Annotated in this window: 29 protein-coding genes and 1 tRNA gene; 18 read left to right on the top strand and 12 right to left on the bottom strand. The window is 61.9% G+C overall.

The features are described from left to right. Window positions 1-413 precede the first annotated feature (413 nt). Together AC1XDK_RS22640 and AC1XDK_RS22635 are read right to left on the bottom strand one after the other, a co-directional pair. Window positions 414-486, bottom strand: a tRNA-Arg gene (locus AC1XDK_RS22640). A gap of 33 nt (window positions 487-519) precedes the next feature. Then, window positions 520-810, bottom strand: a complete 291-nt coding sequence (locus AC1XDK_RS22635; RefSeq protein ID WP_483352241.1) for a twin-arginine translocase TatA/TatE family subunit — start codon at window positions 808-810, stop codon at window positions 520-522. A gap of 139 nt (window positions 811-949) precedes the next feature. Here AC1XDK_RS22635 and AC1XDK_RS22630 point away from each other — a divergent pair, with 139 nt between their 5' ends. Further along, on the top strand, window positions 950-1774 hold the full coding sequence (locus AC1XDK_RS22630; RefSeq protein ID WP_483352240.1) for an HD domain-containing protein: 825 nt from the start codon (window positions 950-952) through the stop codon (window positions 1772-1774). On the opposite strand, the gene AC1XDK_RS22625 is transcribed toward AC1XDK_RS22630, so the two are convergent. Beyond that, window positions 1771-2877, bottom strand: coding sequence for a glycosyltransferase (locus AC1XDK_RS22625; RefSeq protein ID WP_483352239.1), 1107 nt, complete (start codon window positions 2875-2877; stop codon window positions 1771-1773). The two genes, AC1XDK_RS22630 and AC1XDK_RS22625, sit on opposite strands and share 4 nt — an antisense overlap. Window positions 2878-2918: 41 nt before the next feature. Further along, the gene (locus AC1XDK_RS22620; RefSeq protein WP_483352238.1) at window positions 2919-3965 is read right to left on the bottom strand and encodes a glycosyltransferase family 4 protein; all 1047 of its coding nucleotides are present in this window, start codon (window positions 3963-3965) and stop codon (window positions 2919-2921) included. A 165-nt stretch (window positions 3966-4130) separates the two neighbouring features. On the opposite strand from AC1XDK_RS22620, the gene AC1XDK_RS22615 reads away from it, so the two are divergent. After that, on the top strand, window positions 4131-4403 hold the full coding sequence (locus tag AC1XDK_RS22615) for a ribonuclease P protein component 4 (protein ID WP_483352237.1): 273 nt from the start codon (window positions 4131-4133) through the stop codon (window positions 4401-4403). A 64-nt stretch (window positions 4404-4467) separates the two neighbouring features. Here the strand turns inward: AC1XDK_RS22615 and AC1XDK_RS22610 are convergent, their stop codons facing one another. Continuing rightward, window positions 4468-4596 carry a hypothetical protein gene (locus AC1XDK_RS22610; protein ID WP_483352236.1) on the bottom strand — a complete coding sequence of 43 codons (129 nt, stop codon included), beginning with the start codon at window positions 4594-4596 and terminating at the stop codon, window positions 4468-4470. Between the two features lie 13 nt (window positions 4597-4609). Between AC1XDK_RS22610 and AC1XDK_RS22605 the strand changes: the two genes are divergently transcribed. Together AC1XDK_RS22605 and AC1XDK_RS22600 are read left to right on the top strand one after the other, a co-directional pair. Beyond that, window positions 4610-5059: a DUF5799 family protein gene (locus AC1XDK_RS22605; protein WP_483352235.1), complete on the top strand. Its 450-nt coding sequence runs from the start codon at window positions 4610-4612 to the stop codon at window positions 5057-5059. Next, the gene (locus tag AC1XDK_RS22600; protein WP_483352234.1) at window positions 5059-5655 is read left to right on the top strand and encodes a protein sorting system archaetidylserine decarboxylase; all 597 of its coding nucleotides are present in this window, start codon (window positions 5059-5061) and stop codon (window positions 5653-5655) included. The genes AC1XDK_RS22605 and AC1XDK_RS22600 overlap by 1 nt, the downstream gene beginning before the upstream one ends. Window position 5656: 1 nt before the next feature. Here the strand turns inward: AC1XDK_RS22600 and AC1XDK_RS22595 are convergent, their stop codons facing one another. Beyond that, window positions 5657-5812 carry a DUF7557 family protein gene (locus AC1XDK_RS22595; protein ID WP_231182888.1) on the bottom strand — a complete coding sequence of 52 codons (156 nt, stop codon included), beginning with the start codon at window positions 5810-5812 and terminating at the stop codon, window positions 5657-5659. Between the two features lie 226 nt (window positions 5813-6038). Here AC1XDK_RS22595 and AC1XDK_RS22590 point away from each other — a divergent pair, with 226 nt between their 5' ends. Further along, window positions 6039-6272, top strand: coding sequence for a DUF7563 family protein (locus tag AC1XDK_RS22590; protein ID WP_483352233.1), 234 nt, complete (start codon window positions 6039-6041; stop codon window positions 6270-6272). A gap of 84 nt (window positions 6273-6356) precedes the next feature. On the opposite strand, the gene AC1XDK_RS22585 is transcribed toward AC1XDK_RS22590, so the two are convergent. Then, window positions 6357-6512, bottom strand: a complete 156-nt coding sequence (locus AC1XDK_RS22585; RefSeq protein ID WP_483352232.1) for a DUF7989 family protein — start codon at window positions 6510-6512, stop codon at window positions 6357-6359. A 297-nt stretch (window positions 6513-6809) separates the two neighbouring features. Between AC1XDK_RS22585 and AC1XDK_RS22580 the strand changes: the two genes are divergently transcribed. The 4 genes from AC1XDK_RS22580 to AC1XDK_RS22565 all read left to right on the top strand — a co-directional run bounded on the left by AC1XDK_RS22580 (window position 6810) and on the right by AC1XDK_RS22565 (window position 10711). Further along, window positions 6810-7262, top strand: coding sequence for a ferritin-like domain-containing protein (locus tag AC1XDK_RS22580; RefSeq protein ID WP_483352231.1), 453 nt, complete (start codon window positions 6810-6812; stop codon window positions 7260-7262). A 47-nt stretch (window positions 7263-7309) separates the two neighbouring features. Beyond that, window positions 7310-7600, top strand: coding sequence for a DUF5779 family protein (locus tag AC1XDK_RS22575; RefSeq protein ID WP_483352230.1), 291 nt, complete (start codon window positions 7310-7312; stop codon window positions 7598-7600). Between the two features lie 254 nt (window positions 7601-7854). Beyond that, on the top strand, window positions 7855-8529 hold the full coding sequence (locus AC1XDK_RS22570; RefSeq protein WP_483352229.1) for a hypothetical protein: 675 nt from the start codon (window positions 7855-7857) through the stop codon (window positions 8527-8529). 112 nt (window positions 8530-8641) lie between these two features. After that, a complete protein-coding gene (locus tag AC1XDK_RS22565; protein WP_483352228.1) occupies window positions 8642-10711 on the top strand; it encodes a CHAT domain-containing protein in 2070 nt (689 codons plus the stop codon). Between the two features lie 53 nt (window positions 10712-10764). Here AC1XDK_RS22565 and AC1XDK_RS22560 read toward each other — a convergent pair whose 3' ends face one another. Then, window positions 10765-10899, bottom strand: a complete 135-nt coding sequence (locus AC1XDK_RS22560) for a DUF7503 family protein (RefSeq protein ID WP_483352227.1) — start codon at window positions 10897-10899, stop codon at window positions 10765-10767. Window positions 10900-11074: 175 nt separating this feature from the next. On the opposite strand from AC1XDK_RS22560, the gene AC1XDK_RS22555 reads away from it, so the two are divergent. Then, window positions 11075-11485 (top strand): JAB/MPN domain protein-containing protein, encoded by a 411-nt coding sequence (locus AC1XDK_RS22555; RefSeq protein WP_483352226.1) that lies wholly within the window; start codon window positions 11075-11077, stop codon window positions 11483-11485. Here AC1XDK_RS22555 and AC1XDK_RS22550 read toward each other — a convergent pair. Further along, window positions 11477-11686, bottom strand: coding sequence for a ribbon-helix-helix domain-containing protein (locus AC1XDK_RS22550; protein ID WP_231182880.1), 210 nt, complete (start codon window positions 11684-11686; stop codon window positions 11477-11479). The genes AC1XDK_RS22555 and AC1XDK_RS22550 overlap by 9 nt on opposite strands. Before the next feature lie 163 nt (window positions 11687-11849). Beyond that, window positions 11850-12299 (bottom strand): DUF555 domain-containing protein, encoded by a 450-nt coding sequence (locus AC1XDK_RS22545; RefSeq protein WP_483352225.1) that lies wholly within the window; start codon window positions 12297-12299, stop codon window positions 11850-11852. 105 nt (window positions 12300-12404) lie between these two features. Here AC1XDK_RS22545 and AC1XDK_RS22540 point away from each other — a divergent pair, with 105 nt between their 5' ends. The 4 genes from AC1XDK_RS22540 to AC1XDK_RS22525 all read left to right on the top strand — a co-directional run bounded on the left by AC1XDK_RS22540 (window position 12405) and on the right by AC1XDK_RS22525 (window position 15066). Then, window positions 12405-13448, top strand: coding sequence for a dipeptidase (locus AC1XDK_RS22540; protein ID WP_483352224.1), 1044 nt, complete (start codon window positions 12405-12407; stop codon window positions 13446-13448). 40 nt (window positions 13449-13488) lie between these two features. Beyond that, the gene (locus tag AC1XDK_RS22535; RefSeq protein WP_483352390.1) at window positions 13489-14370 is read left to right on the top strand and encodes a DNA-3-methyladenine glycosylase family protein; all 882 of its coding nucleotides are present in this window, start codon (window positions 13489-13491) and stop codon (window positions 14368-14370) included. A gap of 185 nt (window positions 14371-14555) precedes the next feature. Then, window positions 14556-14834, top strand: a complete 279-nt coding sequence (locus AC1XDK_RS22530; RefSeq protein WP_483352223.1) for an acylphosphatase — start codon at window positions 14556-14558, stop codon at window positions 14832-14834. Between the two features lie 55 nt (window positions 14835-14889). Continuing rightward, on the top strand, window positions 14890-15066 hold the full coding sequence (locus AC1XDK_RS22525; RefSeq protein WP_395282898.1) for a 30S ribosomal protein S17e: 177 nt from the start codon (window positions 14890-14892) through the stop codon (window positions 15064-15066). Between the two features lie 56 nt (window positions 15067-15122). On the opposite strand, the gene AC1XDK_RS22520 is transcribed toward AC1XDK_RS22525, so the two are convergent. Then, window positions 15123-15284: a hypothetical protein gene (locus AC1XDK_RS22520; RefSeq protein ID WP_483352222.1), complete on the bottom strand. Its 162-nt coding sequence runs from the start codon at window positions 15282-15284 to the stop codon at window positions 15123-15125. Window positions 15285-15461: 177 nt separating this feature from the next. Here AC1XDK_RS22520 and asd point away from each other — a divergent pair, with 177 nt between their 5' ends. Next, window positions 15462-16496, top strand: a complete 1035-nt coding sequence (gene asd / locus AC1XDK_RS22515) for an aspartate-semialdehyde dehydrogenase (protein WP_483352221.1) — start codon at window positions 15462-15464, stop codon at window positions 16494-16496. Window positions 16497-16522: 26 nt separating this feature from the next. Here asd and AC1XDK_RS22510 read toward each other — a convergent pair whose 3' ends face one another. Further along, a complete protein-coding gene (locus AC1XDK_RS22510; RefSeq protein ID WP_483352220.1) occupies window positions 16523-17155 on the bottom strand; it encodes a 2,5-diamino-6-(ribosylamino)-4(3H)-pyrimidinone 5'-phosphate reductase in 633 nt (210 codons plus the stop codon). A 577-nt stretch (window positions 17156-17732) separates the two neighbouring features. Here AC1XDK_RS22510 and AC1XDK_RS22505 point away from each other — a divergent pair. Genes AC1XDK_RS22505 through AC1XDK_RS22495 form a run of 3 tightly spaced genes read left to right on the top strand, consistent with a single transcriptional unit; the run spans window position 17733 to window position 21504 of the window. Further along, window positions 17733-19004, top strand: coding sequence for a Single-stranded DNA binding protein (locus AC1XDK_RS22505; protein ID WP_483352219.1), 1272 nt, complete (start codon window positions 17733-17735; stop codon window positions 19002-19004). Continuing rightward, window positions 19001-20752, top strand: coding sequence for a hypothetical protein (locus AC1XDK_RS22500; RefSeq protein WP_483352218.1), 1752 nt, complete (start codon window positions 19001-19003; stop codon window positions 20750-20752). Before AC1XDK_RS22505 ends, AC1XDK_RS22500 begins: the two co-directional genes overlap by 4 nt. Further along, window positions 20752-21504 carry a metallophosphoesterase gene (locus AC1XDK_RS22495; protein WP_483352217.1) on the top strand — a complete coding sequence of 251 codons (753 nt, stop codon included), beginning with the start codon at window positions 20752-20754 and terminating at the stop codon, window positions 21502-21504. The genes AC1XDK_RS22500 and AC1XDK_RS22495 overlap by 1 nt, the downstream gene beginning before the upstream one ends. Window positions 21505-21543: the final 39 nt, after the last annotated feature.

The following is a 21543-nucleotide window of genomic DNA, read 5'->3' as shown; positions in this document are numbered from 1 at the left end:
CTCTTCTCTGTACTCATTCCATTTCGTTCGATGGGGGGAGAGAGAACCGCGTTCCCTCGACACGGAGGATGATCACCGCTTCGAGGCGAACGCGGCCATGCCTGACTTGGCTGTTTCGCGGTATCTTCGTCGGAAGCTACCGCAGTTTCCGGTGTTCCTCGACACGTGATAAATCTTTCATCACGCCGCTACCTGTTCGTCGAAGGAACGAGCACGACACACTTCACACGGAGGAACGCGATAAGTGTCCTCGCTGTCGAAAAAGGCGTGTCGGAAGTGAGTGAATCGAAGATTCACGAACGGCGAAAGACCAGTTCGCTCACTTCATTTGCTAACGAAAGGCGTGGCGGGACTCCCGCGAACGCAGTGAGGGGGAGTAAGCCACGCCCGTCGACTGAGCGAAGCGAAGGAGACGGGCGTGGCGGGATTCGAACCCGCGGTCGAGAGGTTAGGAACCTCTCGCCCTATCCGCTAGGCCACACGCCCCGCATAATATGTGATAACTCGAAGGAAAAACAACTACGATTCCGACTCGGTCTTGGTTTCCGTCTCGGTCTCGGTTTCGGTGGCGGTCGTCGTCGGTTCGCTTTCGACTTCGCGCGCGGCATTCGGAGTATCCGAGCTTTGCATCTCCTGAAGCTCTTGCTCGACTTCCTCGCGACCTTTCTTGAACTCGCCCATCGCCTCACCCGTGGAGCGTGCGAGCTTCGGAATCTTGTTTGCACCGAACAGGAGAACCGCGATGAGCAGGATCACCGCGAGTTCCATCCCTCCGGGAACCGGCCCGAATAGTGGTATCATTTCGAACATCCTCTACCAGTTTCTTACCCATTGCCAACTATAGGCTTTTTGCTCTTCTCAGGCTCGCTTTCCGACCCGCTTTCGTATAAGCTCACCTTACACCCCGCCTTCCCCGAGAGCTTTTCCCCTCAGAACGTGAAATCGGACCATGGAAGATGCGGAAATGGAAGCTCAAACGGAGAACGGGCGGCGTGCATACGACCCGGACGCTGACCACGCCTTCCCCGACGAAAAGCTGAACGAGGTACTCGAATTCATCGACAACGACGAGGAGATTCAAGCGTATCTGGACGCCCAAAACGTCAACGCGGTTACTCGAAAGGGGTACAACGACCACGGGCGAAAACACATCGAAATCGTTCGAAACCGCGCGCTTCTCCTCTACGACCTGCTGAAACGCGGCGGCGTGGAGTTCAACGGTGCGGCGGATGAAGGGCTGGACGAGGCGGACGAGAGCGTCATCGTCGCCTTCGCCGCGACGCTCCACGACATCGGTCACATCGTCCACCGCGACGACCACTCTTACTACTCGATTCCGCTCGCGGCGGACATCCTCGACCGGGTACTGCCGAACTTCTACGACGTCGAAAACACGGTTCGGATGAAGGGCGAAATCCTCCACGCCATCCTCTGTCACCACACCGAGGAGGACCCGCTGACGGCCGAAGCGGGCGTCATTCGCGTCTCGGACGCGCTCGACATGGAACACGGTCGCTCGCGCATCCCCTACGAGAAGGGTGGTCGCGGAATCAATACGGTTTCCAGTCAAGCTATCAAGAAGGTCAGCCTGCGACAGGGCGACACCGTCCCGGTCCTCGTCGAAATAGAGATGCTGAACGCGGCGGGCGTGTATCAGGTCGACAACCTGCTCAAGGCGAAACTTCACGGTTCGGGACTGGAAGACGACATCCGAATCGTCGCCCTGAACGTCCGCGAAGGGAGCGACCACATCGTCGAGCGCGTCGAACTCTAAACGACGCGTTCGTACACCCGCTCCAACCCTTCGACCGCCCGTTCGACGCTGATTTCGTTTCTGCGGGCGAGACACGATTCCCGGAGACGCTCCCGCTCCGCGAGCGCGTGACGAATCGATGCCCGAATGTCTTCGATGTCACCACTCTCGAAGTGATAGCCGGTTTCCCCGTCGACGATGGTGTTCGACAGCGCTCCGGCGTTCGCACCGACGACGGGAGTGCCGCAGGCGTTCGCTTCCAGCGCGACGAGTCCCTGCGTTTCGACGGGACTGGGGAACGCGAACACGTCGAGGGTGGAGTAGAAGGAAGCCATCTCGTCCCGGTCGAGGAAGCCGAGGAAACGGACGTCCACGTCGTGGTCGCGGGCCTGTTTTTCGAGCGTCTTTCGGGCGGGGCCGTCGCCGCCGAAGACGACGGTCACGTCCATGCCGTCAGCGGCCGAGATGACCTCCGAGAGGCGCTTTTCGAACCCGTGGCGGCCGGTGTAGCCGATGAGCGGCCGGCCAACGTCGAGGTCGTACTTCCGGACGAACGCCCCCGTTTCGACCGGGTGAAACCGCTCGACGTCGATGCCGTTCGGGACGACGTGAACGGGCGCATCGACGCCGACGGTTTCGACGACGTGTTTCCTGGTCGCCTCGCTCGGCGTCAGCACGGCGTCCGACTGCCCGAAGAACCAGCGTTCGTACGCACCCGCCGCCCGTTCCACGTAGTCCGCGACCGAGTCGTTCGAGACGAGATAGTCCGCGTACTCCCCGGTCGGCGTGTGATACGAGGTCACGAACGGCCGGTCGTGCTTTCGCGCGAGTCGAAGACCGCCGAGGCCGATGGCGAACGGCGTGTGTGAATGGACGATTTCGGCGTCGAGGACGGCCTTCGGAACCCGAGGCGTCCCGAGTCGATAGCCGTCGTAGAACGGGAACGGCAGGCTTCCGATGGGGTGTTCGCCCTGCTCCGGCGTGTACTCGTCCGATTGGGGGTACACCACGTCCATTCGGCTACCGGTCTTCTCCCAGAAATCGCGCCACGTTCGAATCGTGTAGGTGACGCCGTTGATGGTCGGTAAATATGTATCCGTGAAGGCGGCGACCCATCGGCTCATTGTTCGGCCATTCGAGGACGGGAAGTTAAGTGCTTATGACTTCAGACGAGTTTTGAATACTCCTCGACAAGTCGTTCCCCGACGCGTTCGAGGCTGTGTTCGCTCGCCGTCTTTCGACCGTTCTCCCCCAATCGCTCCCGGAGTTCGGAGTCGCGGTGGAGCAGTTCGAGCGCGCGTCGGAACTCGTCTTCCGTTTCGCACTTCAGGCAGTCCACGCCGTGCGTGAAGAACTCGTCGAACACGGGGATATCCCGAAGCACGACGGCTTTGCCGCACGCCATGGCTTCGAGGACGACGATGCCCTGATTTTCCACCTTCGCCGGGAAGCAAAACACGTCGCCCGCCGCGAACGCGCCGCGCTTGTCCTCCACCCACCCGGAAAACGTCACGTTGTCCGGCGGGTTCTCGGTCCACTTCTTGACCGTCGAACTGGCGTGCGGGCCGTCGTCCACCGTCCCGAACCACGCGAAGTCGAAGTCGGTCCGCTCGGCGACCCGGCAGAACGTCGTGAGACCCTTCCGCTCGAAGACGTTACCCAAGGCGAAGACGACCATGCCGTCCAAATCATAGCGCGTGCGGTACTCCTCGCGGAGGGATTCGAACCCGTCTAGCGACTCCGCGTCCACGCCGTTCGAAATGGGATGAATTGGCGCGTCGACTGGGTAGCGTTCGAGGACGGATTTCGTGTACTCGCTGGGACACAACACGAGGTCTGCCTGCGAGTAGAACCACTTCAGATAGCGTCCGAGGGGACGTGAGACAAGACTCGACCCGCGGAAGCTCTCCGCGAAGTCCTCGCTCGTGACGTGCGAGTGGAGGACGAGCGGAACGTCGTTTCGGTTCGCGTGGCGCGCGACGGCGACCGAACCCGGCCCGATGACGTTGCAGTGTGCCACGTCGAAGTCGGCGAAGAAACGACCTCCTACTGTCCGGGAAGCGAGCGCATGAATCGGAGTTTTCCCCGCCCACGGAGAGGTGATGACGTCGACGTCGGTTTCCGCTAACGCCTTGCGTTGCTGCTTCGTGGAGGTTCCGATGCCGCTTCGGGCCAAACGAGATTCGAGTTCGAGATAGTTGAGTACGCGCACTGCGCGGGAGATTGCATAGCGCCCAATTACTCCTTTCGGAAAGGACTCATTGAACGACCGCAAAGTATTTGTTCCCGTGCGAGCATGACTCGCATGGGGCAATACAGGAACGATTTCTATCCTTGTCCTGTCTCGCCCCGGAAACCCCCCACCCCCCCATTCCGAATGACAGTAGCTCAAGAGCGAATAGAGCGTCTCGAAGTACTTGCACGGGACGCCACCGCGGAGTGTAACGACGACAGAGCGCGGGAGTACGTCCGCCTCGCAAGGCGAATCGCCGAGCGACATCGCCTCTCGCTTCCCCACCAGTTCAAGCGATTTACGTGCGATGCCTGTGACGCCTATCTCCGCACCGGAAAGAACGCCCGCGTCCGACTGCAGGACGGCCACGTCGTCATTACCTGCGACTGTGGCAACCACGCGCGCTATCCGTACTAACTGACACGCGCGGGGTCCGACCCCCGGTTTTTGATTCGATACCGTTCCTCTCGGAAAGCAGTGATTACGCGTCGGCTTTCCGAGCGTAGGAACCCCCTACCGGGCTGTTTTCGGCCTCCACACCCGCCGCTGTACCGTCCCCCTCGATTTTCCACACCGTTTTCGGAGACGAAACTACCAAGTCTCGTGCCATAGCACAGTCACCTATGAGTGGACAACGGTGGACGGACATGATAGTGGGGGACAGGATGGCGGTCGATAGGGAGTTCGCACAGGAAGTCGCCGATTCCCAGTTCTCCCGGCAGGAATGGGGTCTGGTGATGACCGCGGTCGAGTTCGACATCGAACATCCCGACGACGACGAGCGCGCGAAACTCGTCGCCGATACGAGCAAGGTTCGACAGGTGATGCCCGAGATGGAGAACATCCAGTCGCAGATGAACTCGATGGCCGGAAAGTCGTCGAAAAAGGAAGGACGAAGTGTCTTCAGCTCGGTCAAGGACGCGCTCGGACTGGGCGGCGGTGGCGGAAGCGGCGTCGACGAGGAGCGACTGGCGGCGGCCGAAGGGCTGGCACAGCGATACGCCGACGAACTCCAAACGCGCCTCGAATCGAACGGAAAGTGGGCGCGCGTCAGGGCCGCGGTTCAGGAGTGATGGAGGTCGCACCCGGCGCGTGGCGATACGCCGCGCCGCCGTTCTTGCTCGCCGGCCCGCTCGGACTGCTCTCGCCGCTCGCCACGCTCGCAGCACTTGCGACGGGCGGTGCTATCCTCCTGTTCTTCCGCGACCCGGAGCGTTCCCCGCCCTCCGCGGGTGTCCTCTCACCCGCCGACGGGCGCGTCTCGGTGATACGGGAGGAAGGAGACCGCGTTCGCGTCGGCGTGTTCATGAACGTGACGGACGTCCACGTCAACCGCGCGCCGCTCTCTGGACACGTCGAATCGGTCGAACACGAACCGGGAACCCACCGCCCCGCGTTCAGCAAGGAGTCGGACAACAACGAGAAAGTCCACATCGGCCTTTCGACCTGTGACCTGACGCTCATCGCGGGTGCGTTCGCCCGGCGAATCCACCCGTACGTCGAACCCGGCGACGAGTTGGCTCGCGGAGAACGACTCGGGCACATCGCTTTCGGGAGCAGAGCGGACGTGCTCCTCCCCGAATCGTTCGACGTGGCGGACATCGAAGTGAAGAAGGGTCAGCGCGTGTGCGCGGGCGAAACTGTTCTCGTTCGACGGGCCGACGACTGATTCAATCGCTCGAATAGTCGCCGCCGTGGAAGAGCGTCATCTCCTCTGCCTCGTAGATGTTGATGAGTTCGTTGACGATTTCGTCGTAGGATTCGTCCTCGACCCGGAGGCTGTCGAGACGCGAGACGGTTTCCTCGTCGAGTGTTATCTTGGGCATCGCCGAAAACTACCGCCCGGACAATCATTAAAGCATAGGCCGTCGCCGAATTTCGCGCCGTCCTGGTATGCGACTGCAGCGGCAATTTTCGCCGTATCGGCCCAGTAACCGGTCGTTACCGGAATCGTAGAGTTGTCTTTCCGAACGATAGTGGTTGGTTTCGCGCCGACAGCCACCGGATAACAAAGTACCCACACTGATGTTAGTCGTACCGACGAGGTTCAGCATGACAACGACAAACAGCCAGATTGCCAGTGGAAGCGACACTGTGGCCGAAAACCGATGCCGAAGCTGCGGTTCCTTCGTGACACGTGATTTCGCCCGCGTGTTCGGAAACAACGAGAACGAGGTGTTCGGGTGCCTCGAATGTATGACCGCGACCGAAGTCAAGAAGGGCGGAGCGCGCGCGGAGCTCGTGGACACCTCGAAGCTCGTCGGCGGACGGGAACCGATTCGCTGAGTCGAGACTGGGGACGGGGGTCCGGGGACTCGACAGGAAGGGGGAACGGGGCGAAAAACAGGACTTCTTTTCCGATTTAAACGCTCAGGAGCGGCGCTCTTCGGTCAACAGTTCGCCGCCGCGTTCGAACACTCGGTTCGCGTCGGGTGCCTCGTACGGTGGTATGTGGCTGATTTCCGCCATCGTTTCTTTCTCTCGGTCGTCGTCCGTCGGTCGGGATTGTGAGTTCTCGTCTGTCATTGGTTGGTGTGTTGGTCGTCCGTCTCGGGTTCGTGCGTTCTGTCACGATGCACAGTCGGTTCTGTTCGGTGTCGATTCGACGTTCGGTGGTGGGAGTGCGGTAGGGGTCAGACCCCTACGATGAGAATCGCGCCGACGATAGCGCCGCTCGCATCGTGTTTATGCGAGTCTTTGACGTACTGTTCCATCGTTGGCGTGTCAATGTGTATCAAGGCATATAACAGTTTTGCGTGAGGCAACAGTTGCCGGGCGAGTTCGCCACAATCGTAAGGTAGCTTCACTCCGTACTCGGAAGCGATGACGAGCACCGAAGTCACGGATCTCCTTCGAAAGGCGTACAGCGACGAAATCGAGACGGTAATGAACTACCTGACGAACTCCATCGTCCTCGAAGGCGTGAGCGCGGAGGAAGTGCGCGAAAGCCTCGAAACGGACATCCAAGAGGAGTTGGGCCACGCCGAGATGATCGGCCAGCGACTCAAACAGTTGGACGAGCGCCCGCCGGCGTCCTACGATTTCGAGGCGCGGCAGGAGGGCCTCCAGCCGCCCGAGGACAGCACGGACGTTCTGTCGGTCATCGACGGCGTCCTCGAGGCCGAGGAGGACGCCATCTCGACGTACCGCGACGTCATATCAGCGGCGCGAGAGGCTGACGACCCCGTGACCGAGGACCTCGGCGTCACCATTCTCGCCGACGAGGAGGCCCACCGGACGGAATTCCGCGGGTTCAAACGCGAATACGACAACTGATTCGAACCAAGGCAAGGATTTTTCTCGGGGGGATGAGAGATACCGCCATGAACGATTCGGGGTTCGATTTGGACTTACAAGCGGCCGAAAAGGAGATAGATTTCGACGAGGACGCACGGGTCATCCTCGGCGTCCTCGACGGAACCACCCCCATCGCGCAGCGTCTCGAAGCGATCGAATATGGACACGTCCTCGTTCTCTCCGTCGACGGCGACTTATCCGAGTTGGCGGCCGACCTCGCACCGGCGGTGAAAAAACAGGGTGGAAATCTGGTTCACTTTCGGCAGTTTCTCATCATCTCACCGCCCGACATCGAAATCGATACGAGCGAACTCTGAGAAACGTCGCGCCGTTGGAGGGCGAACGAGGGTATCACCGTCCGAGATGTGCGTCAGGAGGACCATCGAAGGGCCAAGCGGTAAAGATACAACAATAGTATATTAAATCCATTGTAGTCGCTACAAATTTACAGCGAAATCGGGTTTTCCAAAGGGTATGGAATCGGACACGATTTCCGGAGGACGATAGGTACCGACCGCGATGCGGACCTGTTGCCCCGTCGATTTATGCGCGTCGGCCCGCTACTGTGAGTATGTCGCTGAAAGAAACCGATTCCCCGACCGAATATCGTGTAATCGACCGATGGGACGGCGGTGTCGGCTGGTTCGCCCACCCCGAGGAGACGATGGAACGGGCGAGCCACGCCCTCGCCATCGACGGCGACGTCTGGGTTATCGACCCGGTCGACTCCCCGGACCTCGACGACCTGTTCTCCGAGTTCGGTTCCGTCGCCGGTGTCGTCGTCCTGCTCGGCCGGCACATGCGCGATGCGAAGGAAATCGCACAGCGACACGACGTGCCGCTGTATCTCCCCACGTGGGTCCGCCGGAGCGTGAGCGGAGTTCCGGTTCGCCGGTTCGAGACGACGCTCGCCGACACCGGCCTGCGCGTGTTGCGTTTGGTGGACAACCCAGCGTGGCAGGAGGCCGCGCTGTACGACGAGACGAACGGAACGCTCGTCGTTCCCGAATCCGTCGGAACCGCCGACTACTTCCGAACCGGCCGAGAGCGATTGGGCGTCCACCCGGTGGTGCGACTTCTCCCGCCGAACGACCTGCGAGGGTTGACGCCCGAGCGAATTCTCGTCGGACACGGTCCCGGTATCTTCGACGACGCGCCGATGGTCCTCGCGGACGCTCTCGATGGCTCCCGCCGACGATATCCGTCGCTGCTGATGAAAACGGTTCGCGGATTCGTATCCCCGTGAGACAGTAAGAGTTACAGATTTCCGATAGTTTTTTAGTATTCGGCTAGTATATACGACGTATGTTCCATACGCGCCGGATTTTTACCCCTCTAGTTACGGAGGGGATTCGGTGATGGTATCGTTCGATGGCCGGGAGAACGAGCTCGTCGTACAGGACCCCATCGAACGACGCACGTGTACTCTTCAGACGTTCAGTACGGTTCGACCGAAACCGGTACCGAGCCACCCGTTTCCGTTTCCCGTCGACGACGCGGTTCGCCTCTCGTCCGGCGGCTTTCGCCTCTCGCCACCGGTCGCCGCCTACGTCCGTGATTCGGACGGCGAAATGGTACGAAGCGTCGAAGGGATAGCGAACGAAGAACTTCCGGACGGAACCTACAGTATCGAACTCTGCGCGCCCATCAAACTGTACGTTCACGTGGATGAGGCGTTTTCCATCAGTGCGACGTTCGACGAGATGTCGTTCGAGTTCGAATCGGAGACGGACATCGTCGTCGGCGGTCGGTCGTTCCACCGTCGGCCATCGGATACGGTGACGACGACGACTGACCCGACGGACGTGATGGCGACGATTTCGACGTTCGGGTCGGCAATGAAGACGACCAGTCCCGAGCGGGCGTTTCCCACCCTTCGCGGGCACCCGCCAGCGGTCGAACTCGGCGACGAGCTGCACATCCCGGACGGTCTGCAACCGCCCGAAACCGACGTGGCTATCGAGGTACCGCCGACGCTCGAGTCCGTTTTCGCCGTCGCCTCGCTCGCGTACTACCTCGGCGCGAGGGTCGTTCCGGGGAACACACCCCGAATCGTCGCGGGCGACTTCGAACACCCGCTCGACGTCGCTCGTGGCTTCGAAACCGAGGTCGAGCAGGTGTTGAAACAGACATTTCTCCTCGACTGTGTGACCCGAACCGAGGGGTTGTATCCGGTCGAACTGTACGAACGGCGGCAACTCGAATCCATGGTCGAACTGGATTTCGCGGCCCTGTACGACGCGTCACCCGCCGAGAGACTGGAGCAGTATCTCTCGATACCGTACCCGGACATCGAGGAGTTCGTTCCCGAGTGGCAGTTGACGACGCACGTCTCCCCGGCGGCGAGCAACGTCGAGATGCTGCCGTTTCTCGTGGACGATCTCGCAGTCATTCGGACCGCACGCGGCACGGCGGTTTCCGCGTCGACGGTACAGGTGCCGGCGGGCGAACAGTTCGTTCGCGGCAGCAGCGAACGCAGCGAAAGCAACAGAAGTGCGTCGGAAACGGCAGCAACGCCGCGTTCGTTCGTGGAACCGGAACAGGCCGACTCGCTCGAACAGGTATGGGTCGGCGACGACGCGCCTATCGGTGCGAGTAAAGCGACGTTGACGGCGTTTCGGAACCGACTCGAACGCACGGCCGCCGAAGGGGAGATAGACATTACGGTCGTCTGCAACGACGACGAGATGGACGAAGAGCGGAACCTCGCGGACGAGGTGTACGGTTCGGAACGGAACCTCCGGTTCGACGTGACCGTTCGTCACGATCTGTCCGTCGCGGAACTCCGTTCCGTTCTCGAATCCGAGACGCATTTCCTGCACTACATCGGCCACATCGACGACGGGGGATTCAACTGCCGTGACGGAACCCTGGACGCCGCCGAACTCGACGCCATCGGCGTCGAGGCGTTTCTCCTCAACGCGTGTCAGTCCTACGAGCAGGGAATGGCGCTCATCGAGGCGGGAGCCATCGGCGGTGTCGTCACTCTGAGCGACGTGATAAACAGCGGAGCGGTTCGTGTCGGAAAGGCGATGGCTCGACTACTGAACCGCGGATTCCCGCTTTGGGCCGCGTTGGACATCGCCCGCGACCGAAGTATCATCGGAGGGCAGTACACTGTCGTCGGAGACGGAAGCATCAGCGTCGTTCAGACCGAGGGTCCCGTTGCGGTGCTGTTGCGGATAGAATCGACACCGGACGGGTACGATGTGACACCGATCACCTACGTTCCCAATGAAAAGGGAATGGGTAGTTTCGTGAATTTACATCTCACTGACGATAACACGTCGTATCTCTCGTCCGGTCCGCTCGAGAAGGTTTCATTGGGGGAGGACGAACTGCAGCGGGGACTGCTCTTCGAGAACGTACCGGTCACTCTCGATGGTCAGTTTACGTGGAGCAACGAAATCGAGGTGAGCCAGTTGTAGCGGAATTGGCCGTTATCGGAATTTGCGGAACGGGTTTCTTTTTGCGGTATACATCACGGCCCGGCGGTTCCGGTCGTCATGACTCCAGCGACGTTTCCGGCCTGCATGAGCAGGAGCAGTATCGTGAATAGCACGCCGATCATTCGCGGGTTCGCTTCCAAATAGGTCGCCATGTTGTGTTCAACCATACACATACATTGAATATACATGTATATTAAATTTTCTATTTTAACCTATGAAATTATACAAGAGTAGTCGATGTTGTATTATTATGAGAATACCTCGCATGGAACCGTTATTAAATTTTCACCTAGAGGACCGTCGGGCGACGACGTTATCTCGATACGACACGAACGAACCATCGTGGTCTTCCTCACCCGTGGATTGAGAGACGCGCTTCTCGAACTGGCCGCGGACGCCGAGCCGGAAAAACTGACCGTCTCGTTGGCTGTCACTCCGGCGGGCGAGCTGGACGGCGCGGACCATCTCGAACCGAAGACACCCGTGTTCACCCACTTCTATCCGCCGAACACGGGTCGGTCGGTGACGGCCGTGTTCGGCATTGACCTCTCGATTCCCGCCCGACAGACACAGGGGCGATTCATCTCCCATCCACAGGGCCGTCTCGAAGTGGCACAAACTGACGACCTGCACGAGGTGGTGCTGATCGCAGTTCCGCCGTGGACGACCGAGATGGTCGCGGCATTCGACCGAAGCGGAAGAAAACGGGAACTCGTCGTCCTCGACGCGGAACCGCCCGTGGAACTACTCTAAGTACCCCAACTCGCGCAGTTGGTCCGTGATTTCACTGAACTCGGATTCCGTCAGACGACCCTGTCGCTGGTGTTGAATGACGATACTGCGAAGCAGGAATCGAACGAGGTCGCTCGTGCTCGAAAAACTCGTTCCATCGATAGTCTCGTCGACGCGGTCGGCGAGGTCCTTCGGAATCGAAACCGTCGTGTATTCGGTCATATCCCCCGGTTGGTCGCCCCATCGGTTATCGTTTGTGTCCCGTCTCCGTGAACCGTCCCGATGTTCCGAACGACGGACCGTGGATGGTTCTCCGACAGCGACCGTCACTCCATTCGTCACCGCGGTCGAGCAGTGCGCGATACGGTTTCCCCTGAATATCGACTCAGTCGATGAGGTCCTCGAACTCGGGCAGCACGTCGTCCGAGTCGTCCCCCGTTTCGTCGTCCGAATCTTCGGTGTCATCGCTGGCCTCGGCGTCGGTCTCCCCCTCGTCTTCCTCCTCGAGTATCTCGACATCGAGGACGGTAAGCGGGATGTTCTCCAACCGTTGGCCGATTTCCTTGCGAGCGATTCGGGACGCGTGTTCCTCTCGCTCGACGTTGAACACCGTCATCTCCAACTCCAAGGCGACGAGCGCCTCGTCGGCGGCGATGAACGCTGGTGGGAGGTCTTCCCCGGACGGCGACGTACGTGACCCCATGTTTATTTCGACGTAGTTCAGGTCGGGATTGAGCATCTCGCCAGTCTTCGAAATGGCGATACGCACCGCCTCATCCGGCGTTTTCACGTCGTATACCGGTATCGCGGCTTCGACGACAACTCTACAGTTCATACTCCCACGGGTAATTACAGGGCCAGCAGTATGAATTTTCGCCCTTTATAGCACGTTTGACACGTCACACCGCCACTTATGTCCGTTTCGGACACAGCAGTAGCAATGACGACTCCGCCAGTGGTGGACGGCCACAACGATACCCTTCTCCGGTTGTACGGAACCGACGACCCCGTGGCGACGTTCACCGGTGCAGTCGAGGAACCGACGACCCACCTCGACCTCCCACGCGCTCGGGAGGCGGGACTCGGCGTCGGCTTTTTCGCCACCTTCGTATTGGGAGACGACGACCACGAACTCCGGTGGACGGACGACGGCTACGAGTTTCACATTCCGGACGCGCTGACCCACGAGGAAGCCCGGGGAACCACCTATCGCATGCTCGAACTCCTCCACCGTCTCGCCGCCACCGTCGATGGCTTCCGTATCGTCCGCTCGGTGGACGACTTCGACGCCTGTCTCGACTCCGATAGTCTCGGTGCCGTCGCACACATCGAGGGCGCGGCCGGTGTCGCCCCCGACTGTTCGAACCTCGATTTTCTCTACGCCGCGGGCGTCCGTTCCATCGGTCCGGTGTGGAGCCGCCCGAACGCCTTCGGCGAGGGCGTCCCAACGAAGTATCCGAGCGGTCCCGACGTCGGCGACGGGCTGACCGATGCGGGTCGAGGCCTCGTCCGTGCTTGTAACGAGCGCGGAATCGTCGTCGACTGTGCACACCTGACCGAAACGGGGTTCTGGGACGTCGCCGAGACGAGTAGCGACCCCCTCGTCGCCTCCCACACGGGCGTCCACGGCCTCGCATCACATTCGCGGTGTCTGACCGACGAACAGATAGACGCCGTGGCCGATTCGGACGGCGTCGTCGGTATCGGTTTCCTCGAAGCGGTCCTCTCGAACGAACCCGACCCCGAGGCCGCCGCGAGTATGGCCGACCTCGCGGATCACATCGAGTACGTCGCCGACCGCGTCGGTGTTTCTCACGTCGTACTCGGTTCTGATTTCGACGGTGCGCGCGTGCCGGACGACGTGGGCGACGTGACCGGCCTCCCAGACGTCTTGGCCGCGCTTCGAGAGCGTGGGTTCACCGACGATGACCTCGCCAAAGTGGCTCACGAGAACTGGCGGCGCGTACTTTCTGCGACGTGGTGAATCGAAAGAGTTGCTTTCCCCCGATACCCATCCCCGAGCGATGGAAACCGGTTCGATACCCGTCGAAGACCTGCCGGGTGGGTTCGACCTGCAATCGACCGTCGAGAGCGGCCAAAGCTACCTCTGGCGACGCGAGGACGGACGGATGTACGAGACGACGCACGCCCACGGCGGGTCGGCGTGGTACTACACCGTCGTGGAGGGCGAAGTCGTTCGCGCCCGCCAGCGGGACGGCCTGTTGGAGTGGGAGGCGACGACGGACGCCGAATCGCTCCTCGTTTCCCTCCTCCGTCTCGACGACGACTTGGACGCGATAATCGACGCGACCCCCGCGGATTCGCTGGTCGAATCGGCCTACGACGAGTATCGTGGCATGCGAATCGTCCGCGACCCGTTCTTCCCGTGTCTCGTCTCGTTCATCTGCTCGGCCCAGATGCGCGTCAGTCGAATCTACGGCATGCAGACCGCCCTGGCCCGCCAGTTCGGAGACGCCGTCGAGTTCGACGGAAAGACCTACCACTCCTTCCCGACGCCGACGCAGTTGGCCGCGGCGGACGAGTCGGACCTCCGAGCGCTGAAACTCGGCTATCGAGCGCCGTATGTCAAGAAGTCCGCCGAACTACTCGCATCCGGCGAGGCGACGCCCGCGGACGTGTCGGGGTTGTCCTACGAGGACGCCCGCGACGCCATGCAGGCCTTCGTCGGCGTCGGCGACAAGGTGGCCGACTGCGTACTCCTCTTCGCGCTCGGCTATCTGGAAGCGGTACCGCTCGATACGTGGATTCAGAGCGCCATCGAGGACCATTATCCCCACTGCGAACAGGGGTCGTACCGGGACACCTCGCGGGCGATTCGGGAACAGTTCGGCGACGAGTACGCCGGGTACGCCCAGACCTACGTGTTTCACTACCTGCGGAGCTGAGTCGGGTATATCGCACTCCGGTCCTTCGTGTATCAAGTACTCGACCTCACGAAAGAAGGGATACGAACGGCGGTCAAACACCTCGCCTACGAGCGATTGCCGTCCGAGGAGTGACTGGCTTTGGATACGTCGTCCCAAACCGGAGCGGCCCCGACCGTTTTGTGCCTCGGATTCGAAATTCGGATATGGCAGACCGAACTCGCGCGCACGTGTTCGTCTCCGGGAAGGTACAGGGCGTCTACTACCGAGCGAACACCCGCGATACGGCCGAGAAGAGGGACATCGATGGCTGGGTGCGGAACCTCTCGGACGGACGCGTCGAAGCCGTCTTCGAGGGTCCCGAATCGGTGGTCGAGGAGATGGTCCAGTGGTGTCACACGGGCAGTCCGGCGGCAGACGTGGACGACGTGTCGGTCGAATACACCTCCCCCGAGGGCGAGGACGGATTCCGGATTCGGCGGTAGGACTGCGGCGAACGAGAACGAATGCTTTTAGGCCCGCTATTGGAAACAGTTCGATATGGCAATCAAACCCGACTACGTGAAGAAAACAGGGAACATCCTGTTGGAACGATACCCGACCGCGTTCACGAAGGACTTCGACCAGAACAAGGATAGCGTCGAACAGCTGACCAACATCGGTTCGAAGGGCGTCCGCAACCGTATCGCGGGATACGTCACGCGCAAAAAAGAGTAATTTTCGGTCGTTTCGGCGTCACTTTTCATTGACGACGGAGAGCACGGCGAGCTGTGTCAATCGTCCCCAACCAAGTCCCCCGAAACTCGTAAAAATTCGGTACAGCCACACTGCTCGCACTCGCCCGTGTCAGTCGGGAGAACGTACGTACCGTCGTCACGAACGCGGACGGAGTACGGGTGGCCACATCCCTCACAGGTGACAACCTCCCTATCCATACGACTTCAGAGGCTTCGTCCAGTATATGAGCATAGCGCTCGGTCGAATTCCGTGGCATGCAGCGACGTCGTTCGGAACGCCCGTCCGCGATTTGAAGAATGTCGTCCCCCACTCGCCTCACGGCAAACACCGACACCGTCGAAAGCTACTTGCACACTCCTGCTATCGAATCCCACATGAGTGTTAACGTTGGAATCCTCGGTGGGACCGGAGCGGTCGGACAGCGATTCATTCAACTGCTCGACGGGCACCCCGAGTTCGAACTGACGACGATAACCGCAAGCGACGACAGCGCCGGAAAGGCCTACCACGAAGCGGCGAAGTGGCGAATCGACTCCCCGATTCCGGACTACGTCGGCGACATCGAAGTACGCGCCACGGACCCGAGCGAGGTACCTGATGATGTGGACCTCCTCTTCTCCTCGCTTCCCTCCGGAGTCGCCGCGGACGTCGAACCGGAGTTCACCGAGGCGGGTTACGTCGTCTCCTCGAACTCTTCGAACAGCCGGATGGCCGAGGACGTTCCTCTCGTCATCCCGGAAGTCAACGCGGACCACCTGAACCTCATCGAGGTCCAGCGCGACGAACGCGGATGGGACGGCGCGCTCGTGAAGAACCCGAACTGCTCGACCATCACCATGGTCCCGACGCTCGCAGCCCTCGACACCTTCGGCTTGGAACGCGTTCACGTCTCCACCCTGCAAGCCGTCTCGGGTGCGGGCTACGACGGCGTGACGTCGATGGAGATAATCGACAACGTGATTCCCCATATCGGCGGCGAGGAGGAAAAGATGGTGAGCGAACCGAAGAAACTCCTCGGGTCGTTCGACGGGAGCGAAATCGTCCAGCACGACGTGGACGTGGCGGCCTCCTGTAACCGCGTCCCGACGCTCGACGGCCACCTCGAAAACGTGTGGGCGGAGACGGCCGAGGAAATCACGAAGGAGAGCGCCGAAGAGGCGTTCGGGGAGGCGACCACCCTCGACCTGCCGAGCGCACCCGACCCGCTCATCGAAGTGTTCGAGGACCCGGACCGTCCACAACCACGTCTCGACCGCACAATCGGCAACGGCATGCAGGTGGCCGTCGGGGGCGTGCAGGAAACGCCCGCCGGAATCCAGTACAACTGCCTCGCGCACAACACGATTCGAGGGGCCGCGGGTGCCAGCGTGCTGAACGGCGAACTCCTCGTCGAAGAAGGCTGGGTGTAGGGAAAAGCACGGTTCGTTTTTCGGAGTCAGGAAACCAGATAGCGGAGCAGAACCCCGTCGTCCACGCGCTCGACCGAATCGAGTTCGAGGTCCGGGAACGATTTTCGCTTGACGAAGCCGTCGCCATCCGCGAGCGTCGGCGCGTCGCGGCCGCCGATGACCAGCGACCCGACGTAGAGGCGGAGTTCGTCCACCAGTTCGCCGTCGAACAGCGAGAAGATGAGTTCGCCGCCGCCCTCGACCATCACCTGTCCAGTTCCCCTCGATTCGAGTTCGGAGAAGGCCTCCCTGAGCGTGACACGGCCGTTTCCGGCCACGACGACGTCAGCCCCGGCCTCCCGCAGCGCCCGGACGTTCCGGTTCGGCGCGCTCTCGGCGACGAAGACGAGCGTGTCCGCCCTGTCGTCCAGCACCTGCGCGTCGAGCGGCGTTCGCGCCCGCGAGTCCGCGACGACGCGCGTCGGGTTCGTCCCCTCGTCTGCGGTCAAGGACGGATCGTCCGCGAGGACGGTCCCGACGCCGATGACGATGGCGTCGCTTTCGACCCGCAGGTCGTCCACCCTGCCGAAGTCGTCCGCGCCGCTGATGGCGACTTGCTCGCGCTGGCGTGAGGAGAGCTTTCCGTCCGCGCTCATCGCGGCGTTGACGACCACGTGCATGAATCACCGTACGCTTCCCCGGTGAAAACCGCTTTCGGTGTTTCGGAAGCAGGGATGGTCGCTACGCGTCGTGTTTGGTAGCTCTGTGATTGCTACTGAGAGACAGGCCCCGAAAGCCCACGCCCACTCACTAAGAGAGAACGCCAGTTTTTCCGTGAGTACGACTACCGAGCCACAAACACCGCAACCGCCCGAACCACCTCGTTGGCGTGCGTCGCCCCGAGAGACGGGATTCACGATAACTGACCAGCCACGGTGGCGCGCGCGGCAGCAGGCCCGAGGTCATTTCGACCGAGGGTCTGACTGGCTTTCGTGCGAGGGATGACGAGCGGTAGTGAGGAATCGGTTGGGGAGGGGTGTGGGCTGTTGCGCTGGCGGTGCGGTTTCATTGCCGCTCGGTCGTTGCAATCGTGGTAACAACCGCAATCCATAGCGAGCGGAACTGTTCGAGGTGGTTGTCGGTCAGTAGCGTGCACGAAAACGTCGCACGTTGCTATCCGGTCCTCCGACCTCCCTCCCCGCTCACACTTCTAGCGACGACGAACACTTTTAATCCATCCCGTCCCAACTTCGGGTGATGAACGTCGACGACCATGCCGAGGCGCTCGCCTCCGACCTCGGTGTTGACAAAGAGGAGGTCAAAGCAGACCTGCAGAACCTCATCGAGTACAGCGTCCCGATAAACGAAGCCAAACAGAGCCTTCGCCGGAAGTACGGCGACGGGGGCGGCGGCAGTTCCGCGCCGTCCACCGCCGACATCGCGGACGTGACGACCGACATGGGCAACGTCACGATTACCGCGAAGGTGCTCACCGTGGGCAAGCGGTCGATTCGCTATCAGGGCAACGAACAGACCATCTTCGAGGGCGAACTCGCCGACGAGACGGGGAAGATTTCCTACACGGCGTGGAACGACTTCAGCCTCGACGCGGGGCAGGTCATCACCGCGGGCAACGCTGGCGTCCGCGAATGGGAAGGGAAACCCGAACTCAACCTCGGGGACAGTACCAACGTCGCGCGCGAGGGGACCGACCTCGACGTGCCATACGATGTCGGCGGCGACGCGACGCTGGCCGAGGTGACGCCCGGCGACCGCGGCGTTTCGCTGGAAGTGACCCTTCTCGAAGTCGAGAGCAAGGTCATCGACGGACGGGACGGCGAGACGGAGATAAAGAGCGGCGTCGTCGCCGACGAGTCCGCACGCCTCCCGTTCACCGACTGGGAAGCGCGCGAAGAGGTGACGGAAGGTGCGACGGTTCGCGTGGACAACGTCTACGTCCGCGAGTTCCGCGGCGTGCCGTCCATCAACTTCTCGGAGTTCACGGCCGTCGAACCGCTCGCGCGTGACGTGGACGTGAACGACAGCGCGACGCGCATGTCCGTCCGCGAGGCGGTCGAAACCGGCGGTGCGTTCGACGTGGAAGTCCTCGGCAACATCGTCGCGGTCCGCGACGGGTCGGGACTCATCCAGCGCTGTCCCGAGTGCGGCCGCGTCGTGCAGAAAGGACAGTGCCGAAGCCACGGCCAAGTGGACGGTCAAGACGACTTGCGCGTGAAGGCCATCGTGGACGATGGAACGGGCACCGTCACCGCGATTTTGGACGACGAACTCACTGCCGAGGTGTACGGTGGCGGCCTCGAGGAGGCCCGTCAGCAGGCGCGTGACGCGATGGACCAAGAGGTCGTCGCGGACAGCATCCGCGAGAAAATCGTCGGCCGCGAGTACCGCGTTCGGGGCAACCTCTCGGTGGACGACTACGGCGCGAACCTCGAAGCGAGCGAGTTCGCCGAGACGGACGACGACCCGGTCGACCGTGCCAAGGCCTTCCTCACGGAGGTGGACGCATGAGTTCGCAGGGCGGCGTCGGCCGTCGGGAAGTCGCGTGGCGAATCTTCGCCGCCGAGTACGATGATTCCTCGCTCGAACACTCGGACAGCGACGAGGAGCGCGCGCCGAACTACGTCGTCACGCCGACGGGCGCACGAATCAATCGGCTGTTCGTCGTCGGCGTGCTGACCGAGATAGAGCAGGTCGGCGACGACGTGCTTCGCGCCCGAATCGTCGACCCGACGGGTGGCTTCGTCGTCTACGCGGGCCAGTATCAACCGGACGCGCTCGCGTTCCTCGAACGCGCCGACCCGCCGATGTTCGTCGCCGTGACGGGGAAGGCGCGGACGTTCCAACCCGAGGATTCGGACCTCGTGTACACCTCGATTCGCCCCGAGAGCATGAACGCGGTGGACGCCGAAACGCGTGACCGCTGGGTCGTCCAGACGGCCGAACAGACCCTCTCGCGCGTCCGAACGTTCGCGGGCGCGCTCGATTCCGGCCAGTACGGCGAGGAACTTCAGCACGCTCTCGAAGCCACCGACGTGGACACGGGACTCGCGGCCGGAGTTCCGCTGGCGCTCGACCACTACCGAACGAACACGCCGTATCTCGCGGAACTGCAGGACGTCGCGCTCGACGCCACACGGGTCGTGGCGGGCGAACAGGACGAGGTCGGCTCCCTCGACGTGTCGCCGGACGAACCCGGAGACGCGACGCTCGACGTGGACGTCTCGCTCGAAACGCCCGCGGTCAAAACCGAAGCGGACGAAACTCCGACCGCCGAAACGGAATCGGAACCCGAGTTCGGCACCGAATTCGGGACCGACTCGGAGAGCGAGGCGGACTCGACCGAATTCGAATCGAACGAATCCGAGCAGAGCGACGCCGACCTGACCGACGCCGAACCGACGGAACCGGAATCGGCGGAAGCCGAATCGACGTTCGAGACGGAGTCCGAACCGGCGGAGGAGTCTGCCACGGAAACGACCGTCCCCGATTCGGAACCGGAACCGGACACGCCACCGGCCCAAGCCCGCGAACCGACGGAGACGGACGAACCGGTCGAACCGGAACCCGTCGGTGAAACCGGCGTCGAGGAGTTCGACACGGAACCGTCGGACGAGAGTCCCGGCGGTGCCGACGAATCCACGGACGACCTCGGCGATTTCGACACCGAAGCGTCGGACGACGACGACCTCGGTGACTTCGACGACCAACCGATGGGTGAGGACGTCAGCGGCGAGATGTACGAGTTCGACGATGGCGAGCGCGAAGAGATAGAGGAGGAGTTCGGCACCGAGTTCACCAGCGGCGCGGAAGTCGCCGACCCCGGCGAGGCCGACATCGAGACCCCGGAACCGGCTCAGGAGATGGCGACAGAGTCGGCGGCGGAACCGGACGACACCACCGCCGCCGAACCGGCCGAGGCGACCGGTCCGGACGCCGACGCGGCACAACCGGAACAGACCGAAGCCACCGAACCGGAACCGACGCCGAGCGAGGACAACGAACCCGAGGCGGCGGAACCGGAAGCCGAATCGGCGAGCGAGGGCGGCGAGAAGCCGGTTCCCGAGAACCTCGAAAACACGGTGATGGAGGTCATGCGTGGGATGAACGACGGTGACGGCGTGGAGCGTGACCGCCTGCTCGCCGGTGTCGTCGATTCCTACGATGTGACGCCCGCCGACGTCGAAGACGCACTACAAGACGCGCTGATGGCCGGGCGCTGTTACGAATCCGGCGAGGAGACCCTGAAACCCATCTGATGGCGCTGGTCGAACCAGTTCCCGGCAAACCCGCCGCAACCGCGACGCTCGGCGACGAACGGGCGCTCGTCGTGGCGGACTATCACGCCGGAATCGAGGCGGGGCTTCGATACGAACAGGGCATCTCCCTCGACAGCCGCGCCGGGGAGCGCCGCGACCGGATGGAATCGTTGGTCGAACGTACCGAATCGGACAGGGTCGTCGTCCTCGGGGACCTCATGCACTCCATCGCCGGGCCGGGCGGTGCGGAGCGCGGCGAAATCGAGGTGCTCCTCGAATCCATCGACCGGCCGGTCACGCTGGTCAAAGGGAACCACGACGGCGACATCGAATCGTGGGTGGATTGCACGGTGACGCCGGGCAACGGAATCCGTCTGGGCGACGTGGGGTTCGTCCACGGGCACACGTGGCCGAGCGAGGACGTGCTCTCCGCGGACGTGGTGTGCGTCGGCCACGAACATCCGTGCGTCCGGTTGGAGGATTCGGTCGGCGGCAGTCGAATCGAGCGCGTCTGGTTGCGGGGAAAGTTGAATCCGGACGCGTTCGAGGGGCAGTACGGTGAGGAGGGTACGACCGAGGTGGCGAACGACGGCAAACTGGTCGTCTTTCCCGCGTTCAACGACCTGACGGGCGGGACGTGGGTGAACGTCGCTGGACAGGACTTCCTCGCGCCGTTCCTGCCGGATGGGCTCGCCGACGGGGAGGCGTATCTGCTGGACGGTACGCGGTTGGGTCGGTACGACGCGATTTGAACGGCCGTGCGTGTTTTCATTCTGCACGGTGTTGGACGG

It is taken from the genome of Haladaptatus sp. HS23, from assembly GCF_056892285.1.
This window is presented reverse-complemented; position numbering and strand designations above follow the sequence as displayed.

Coding starts and splice junctions, on each gene's coding strand:
- AC1XDK_RS22635 (WP_483352241.1), bottom strand. CDS start 810: ATGTTCGAAATGATACCACTATTCGGGCCGGTTCCCGGAGGGATGGAA.
- AC1XDK_RS22630 (WP_483352240.1), top strand. CDS start 950: ATGGAAGATGCGGAAATGGAAGCTCAAACGGAGAACGGGCGGCGTGCA.
- AC1XDK_RS22625 (WP_483352239.1), bottom strand. CDS start 2,877: ATGAGCCGATGGGTCGCCGCCTTCACGGATACATATTTACCGACCATC.
- AC1XDK_RS22615 (WP_483352237.1), top strand. CDS start 4,131: ATGACAGTAGCTCAAGAGCGAATAGAGCGTCTCGAAGTACTTGCACGG.
- AC1XDK_RS22610 (WP_483352236.1), bottom strand. CDS start 4,596: ATGGCACGAGACTTGGTAGTTTCGTCTCCGAAAACGGTGTGGAAAATC.
- AC1XDK_RS22605 (WP_483352235.1), top strand. CDS start 4,610: ATGAGTGGACAACGGTGGACGGACATGATAGTGGGGGACAGGATGGCG.
- AC1XDK_RS22600 (WP_483352234.1), top strand. CDS start 5,059: ATGGAGGTCGCACCCGGCGCGTGGCGATACGCCGCGCCGCCGTTCTTG.
- AC1XDK_RS22595 (WP_231182888.1), bottom strand. CDS start 5,812: ATGCCCAAGATAACACTCGACGAGGAAACCGTCTCGCGTCTCGACAGC.
- AC1XDK_RS22590 (WP_483352233.1), top strand. CDS start 6,039: ATGACAACGACAAACAGCCAGATTGCCAGTGGAAGCGACACTGTGGCC.
- AC1XDK_RS22585 (WP_483352232.1), bottom strand. CDS start 6,512: ATGACAGACGAGAACTCACAATCCCGACCGACGGACGACGACCGAGAG.
- AC1XDK_RS22580 (WP_483352231.1), top strand. CDS start 6,810: ATGACGAGCACCGAAGTCACGGATCTCCTTCGAAAGGCGTACAGCGAC.
- AC1XDK_RS22575 (WP_483352230.1), top strand. CDS start 7,310: ATGAACGATTCGGGGTTCGATTTGGACTTACAAGCGGCCGAAAAGGAG.
- AC1XDK_RS22570 (WP_483352229.1), top strand. CDS start 7,855: ATGTCGCTGAAAGAAACCGATTCCCCGACCGAATATCGTGTAATCGAC.
- AC1XDK_RS22565 (WP_483352228.1), top strand. CDS start 8,642: ATGGTATCGTTCGATGGCCGGGAGAACGAGCTCGTCGTACAGGACCCC.
- AC1XDK_RS22560 (WP_483352227.1), bottom strand. CDS start 10,899: ATGGTTGAACACAACATGGCGACCTATTTGGAAGCGAACCCGCGAATG.
- AC1XDK_RS22550 (WP_231182880.1), bottom strand. CDS start 11,686: ATGACCGAATACACGACGGTTTCGATTCCGAAGGACCTCGCCGACCGC.
- AC1XDK_RS22545 (WP_483352225.1), bottom strand. CDS start 12,299: ATGAACTGTAGAGTTGTCGTCGAAGCCGCGATACCGGTATACGACGTG.
- AC1XDK_RS22540 (WP_483352224.1), top strand. CDS start 12,405: ATGACGACTCCGCCAGTGGTGGACGGCCACAACGATACCCTTCTCCGG.
- AC1XDK_RS22535 (WP_483352390.1), top strand. CDS start 13,489: ATGGAAACCGGTTCGATACCCGTCGAAGACCTGCCGGGTGGGTTCGAC.
- AC1XDK_RS22530 (WP_483352223.1), top strand. CDS start 14,556: ATGGCAGACCGAACTCGCGCGCACGTGTTCGTCTCCGGGAAGGTACAG.
- AC1XDK_RS22525 (WP_395282898.1), top strand. CDS start 14,890: ATGGCAATCAAACCCGACTACGTGAAGAAAACAGGGAACATCCTGTTG.
- AC1XDK_RS22520 (WP_483352222.1), bottom strand. CDS start 15,284: ATGGATAGGGAGGTTGTCACCTGTGAGGGATGTGGCCACCCGTACTCC.
- asd (WP_483352221.1), top strand. CDS start 15,462: ATGAGTGTTAACGTTGGAATCCTCGGTGGGACCGGAGCGGTCGGACAG.
- AC1XDK_RS22510 (WP_483352220.1), bottom strand. CDS start 17,155: ATGCACGTGGTCGTCAACGCCGCGATGAGCGCGGACGGAAAGCTCTCC.
- AC1XDK_RS22505 (WP_483352219.1), top strand. CDS start 17,733: ATGAACGTCGACGACCATGCCGAGGCGCTCGCCTCCGACCTCGGTGTT.
- AC1XDK_RS22500 (WP_483352218.1), top strand. CDS start 19,001: ATGAGTTCGCAGGGCGGCGTCGGCCGTCGGGAAGTCGCGTGGCGAATC.
- AC1XDK_RS22495 (WP_483352217.1), top strand. CDS start 20,752: ATGGCGCTGGTCGAACCAGTTCCCGGCAAACCCGCCGCAACCGCGACG.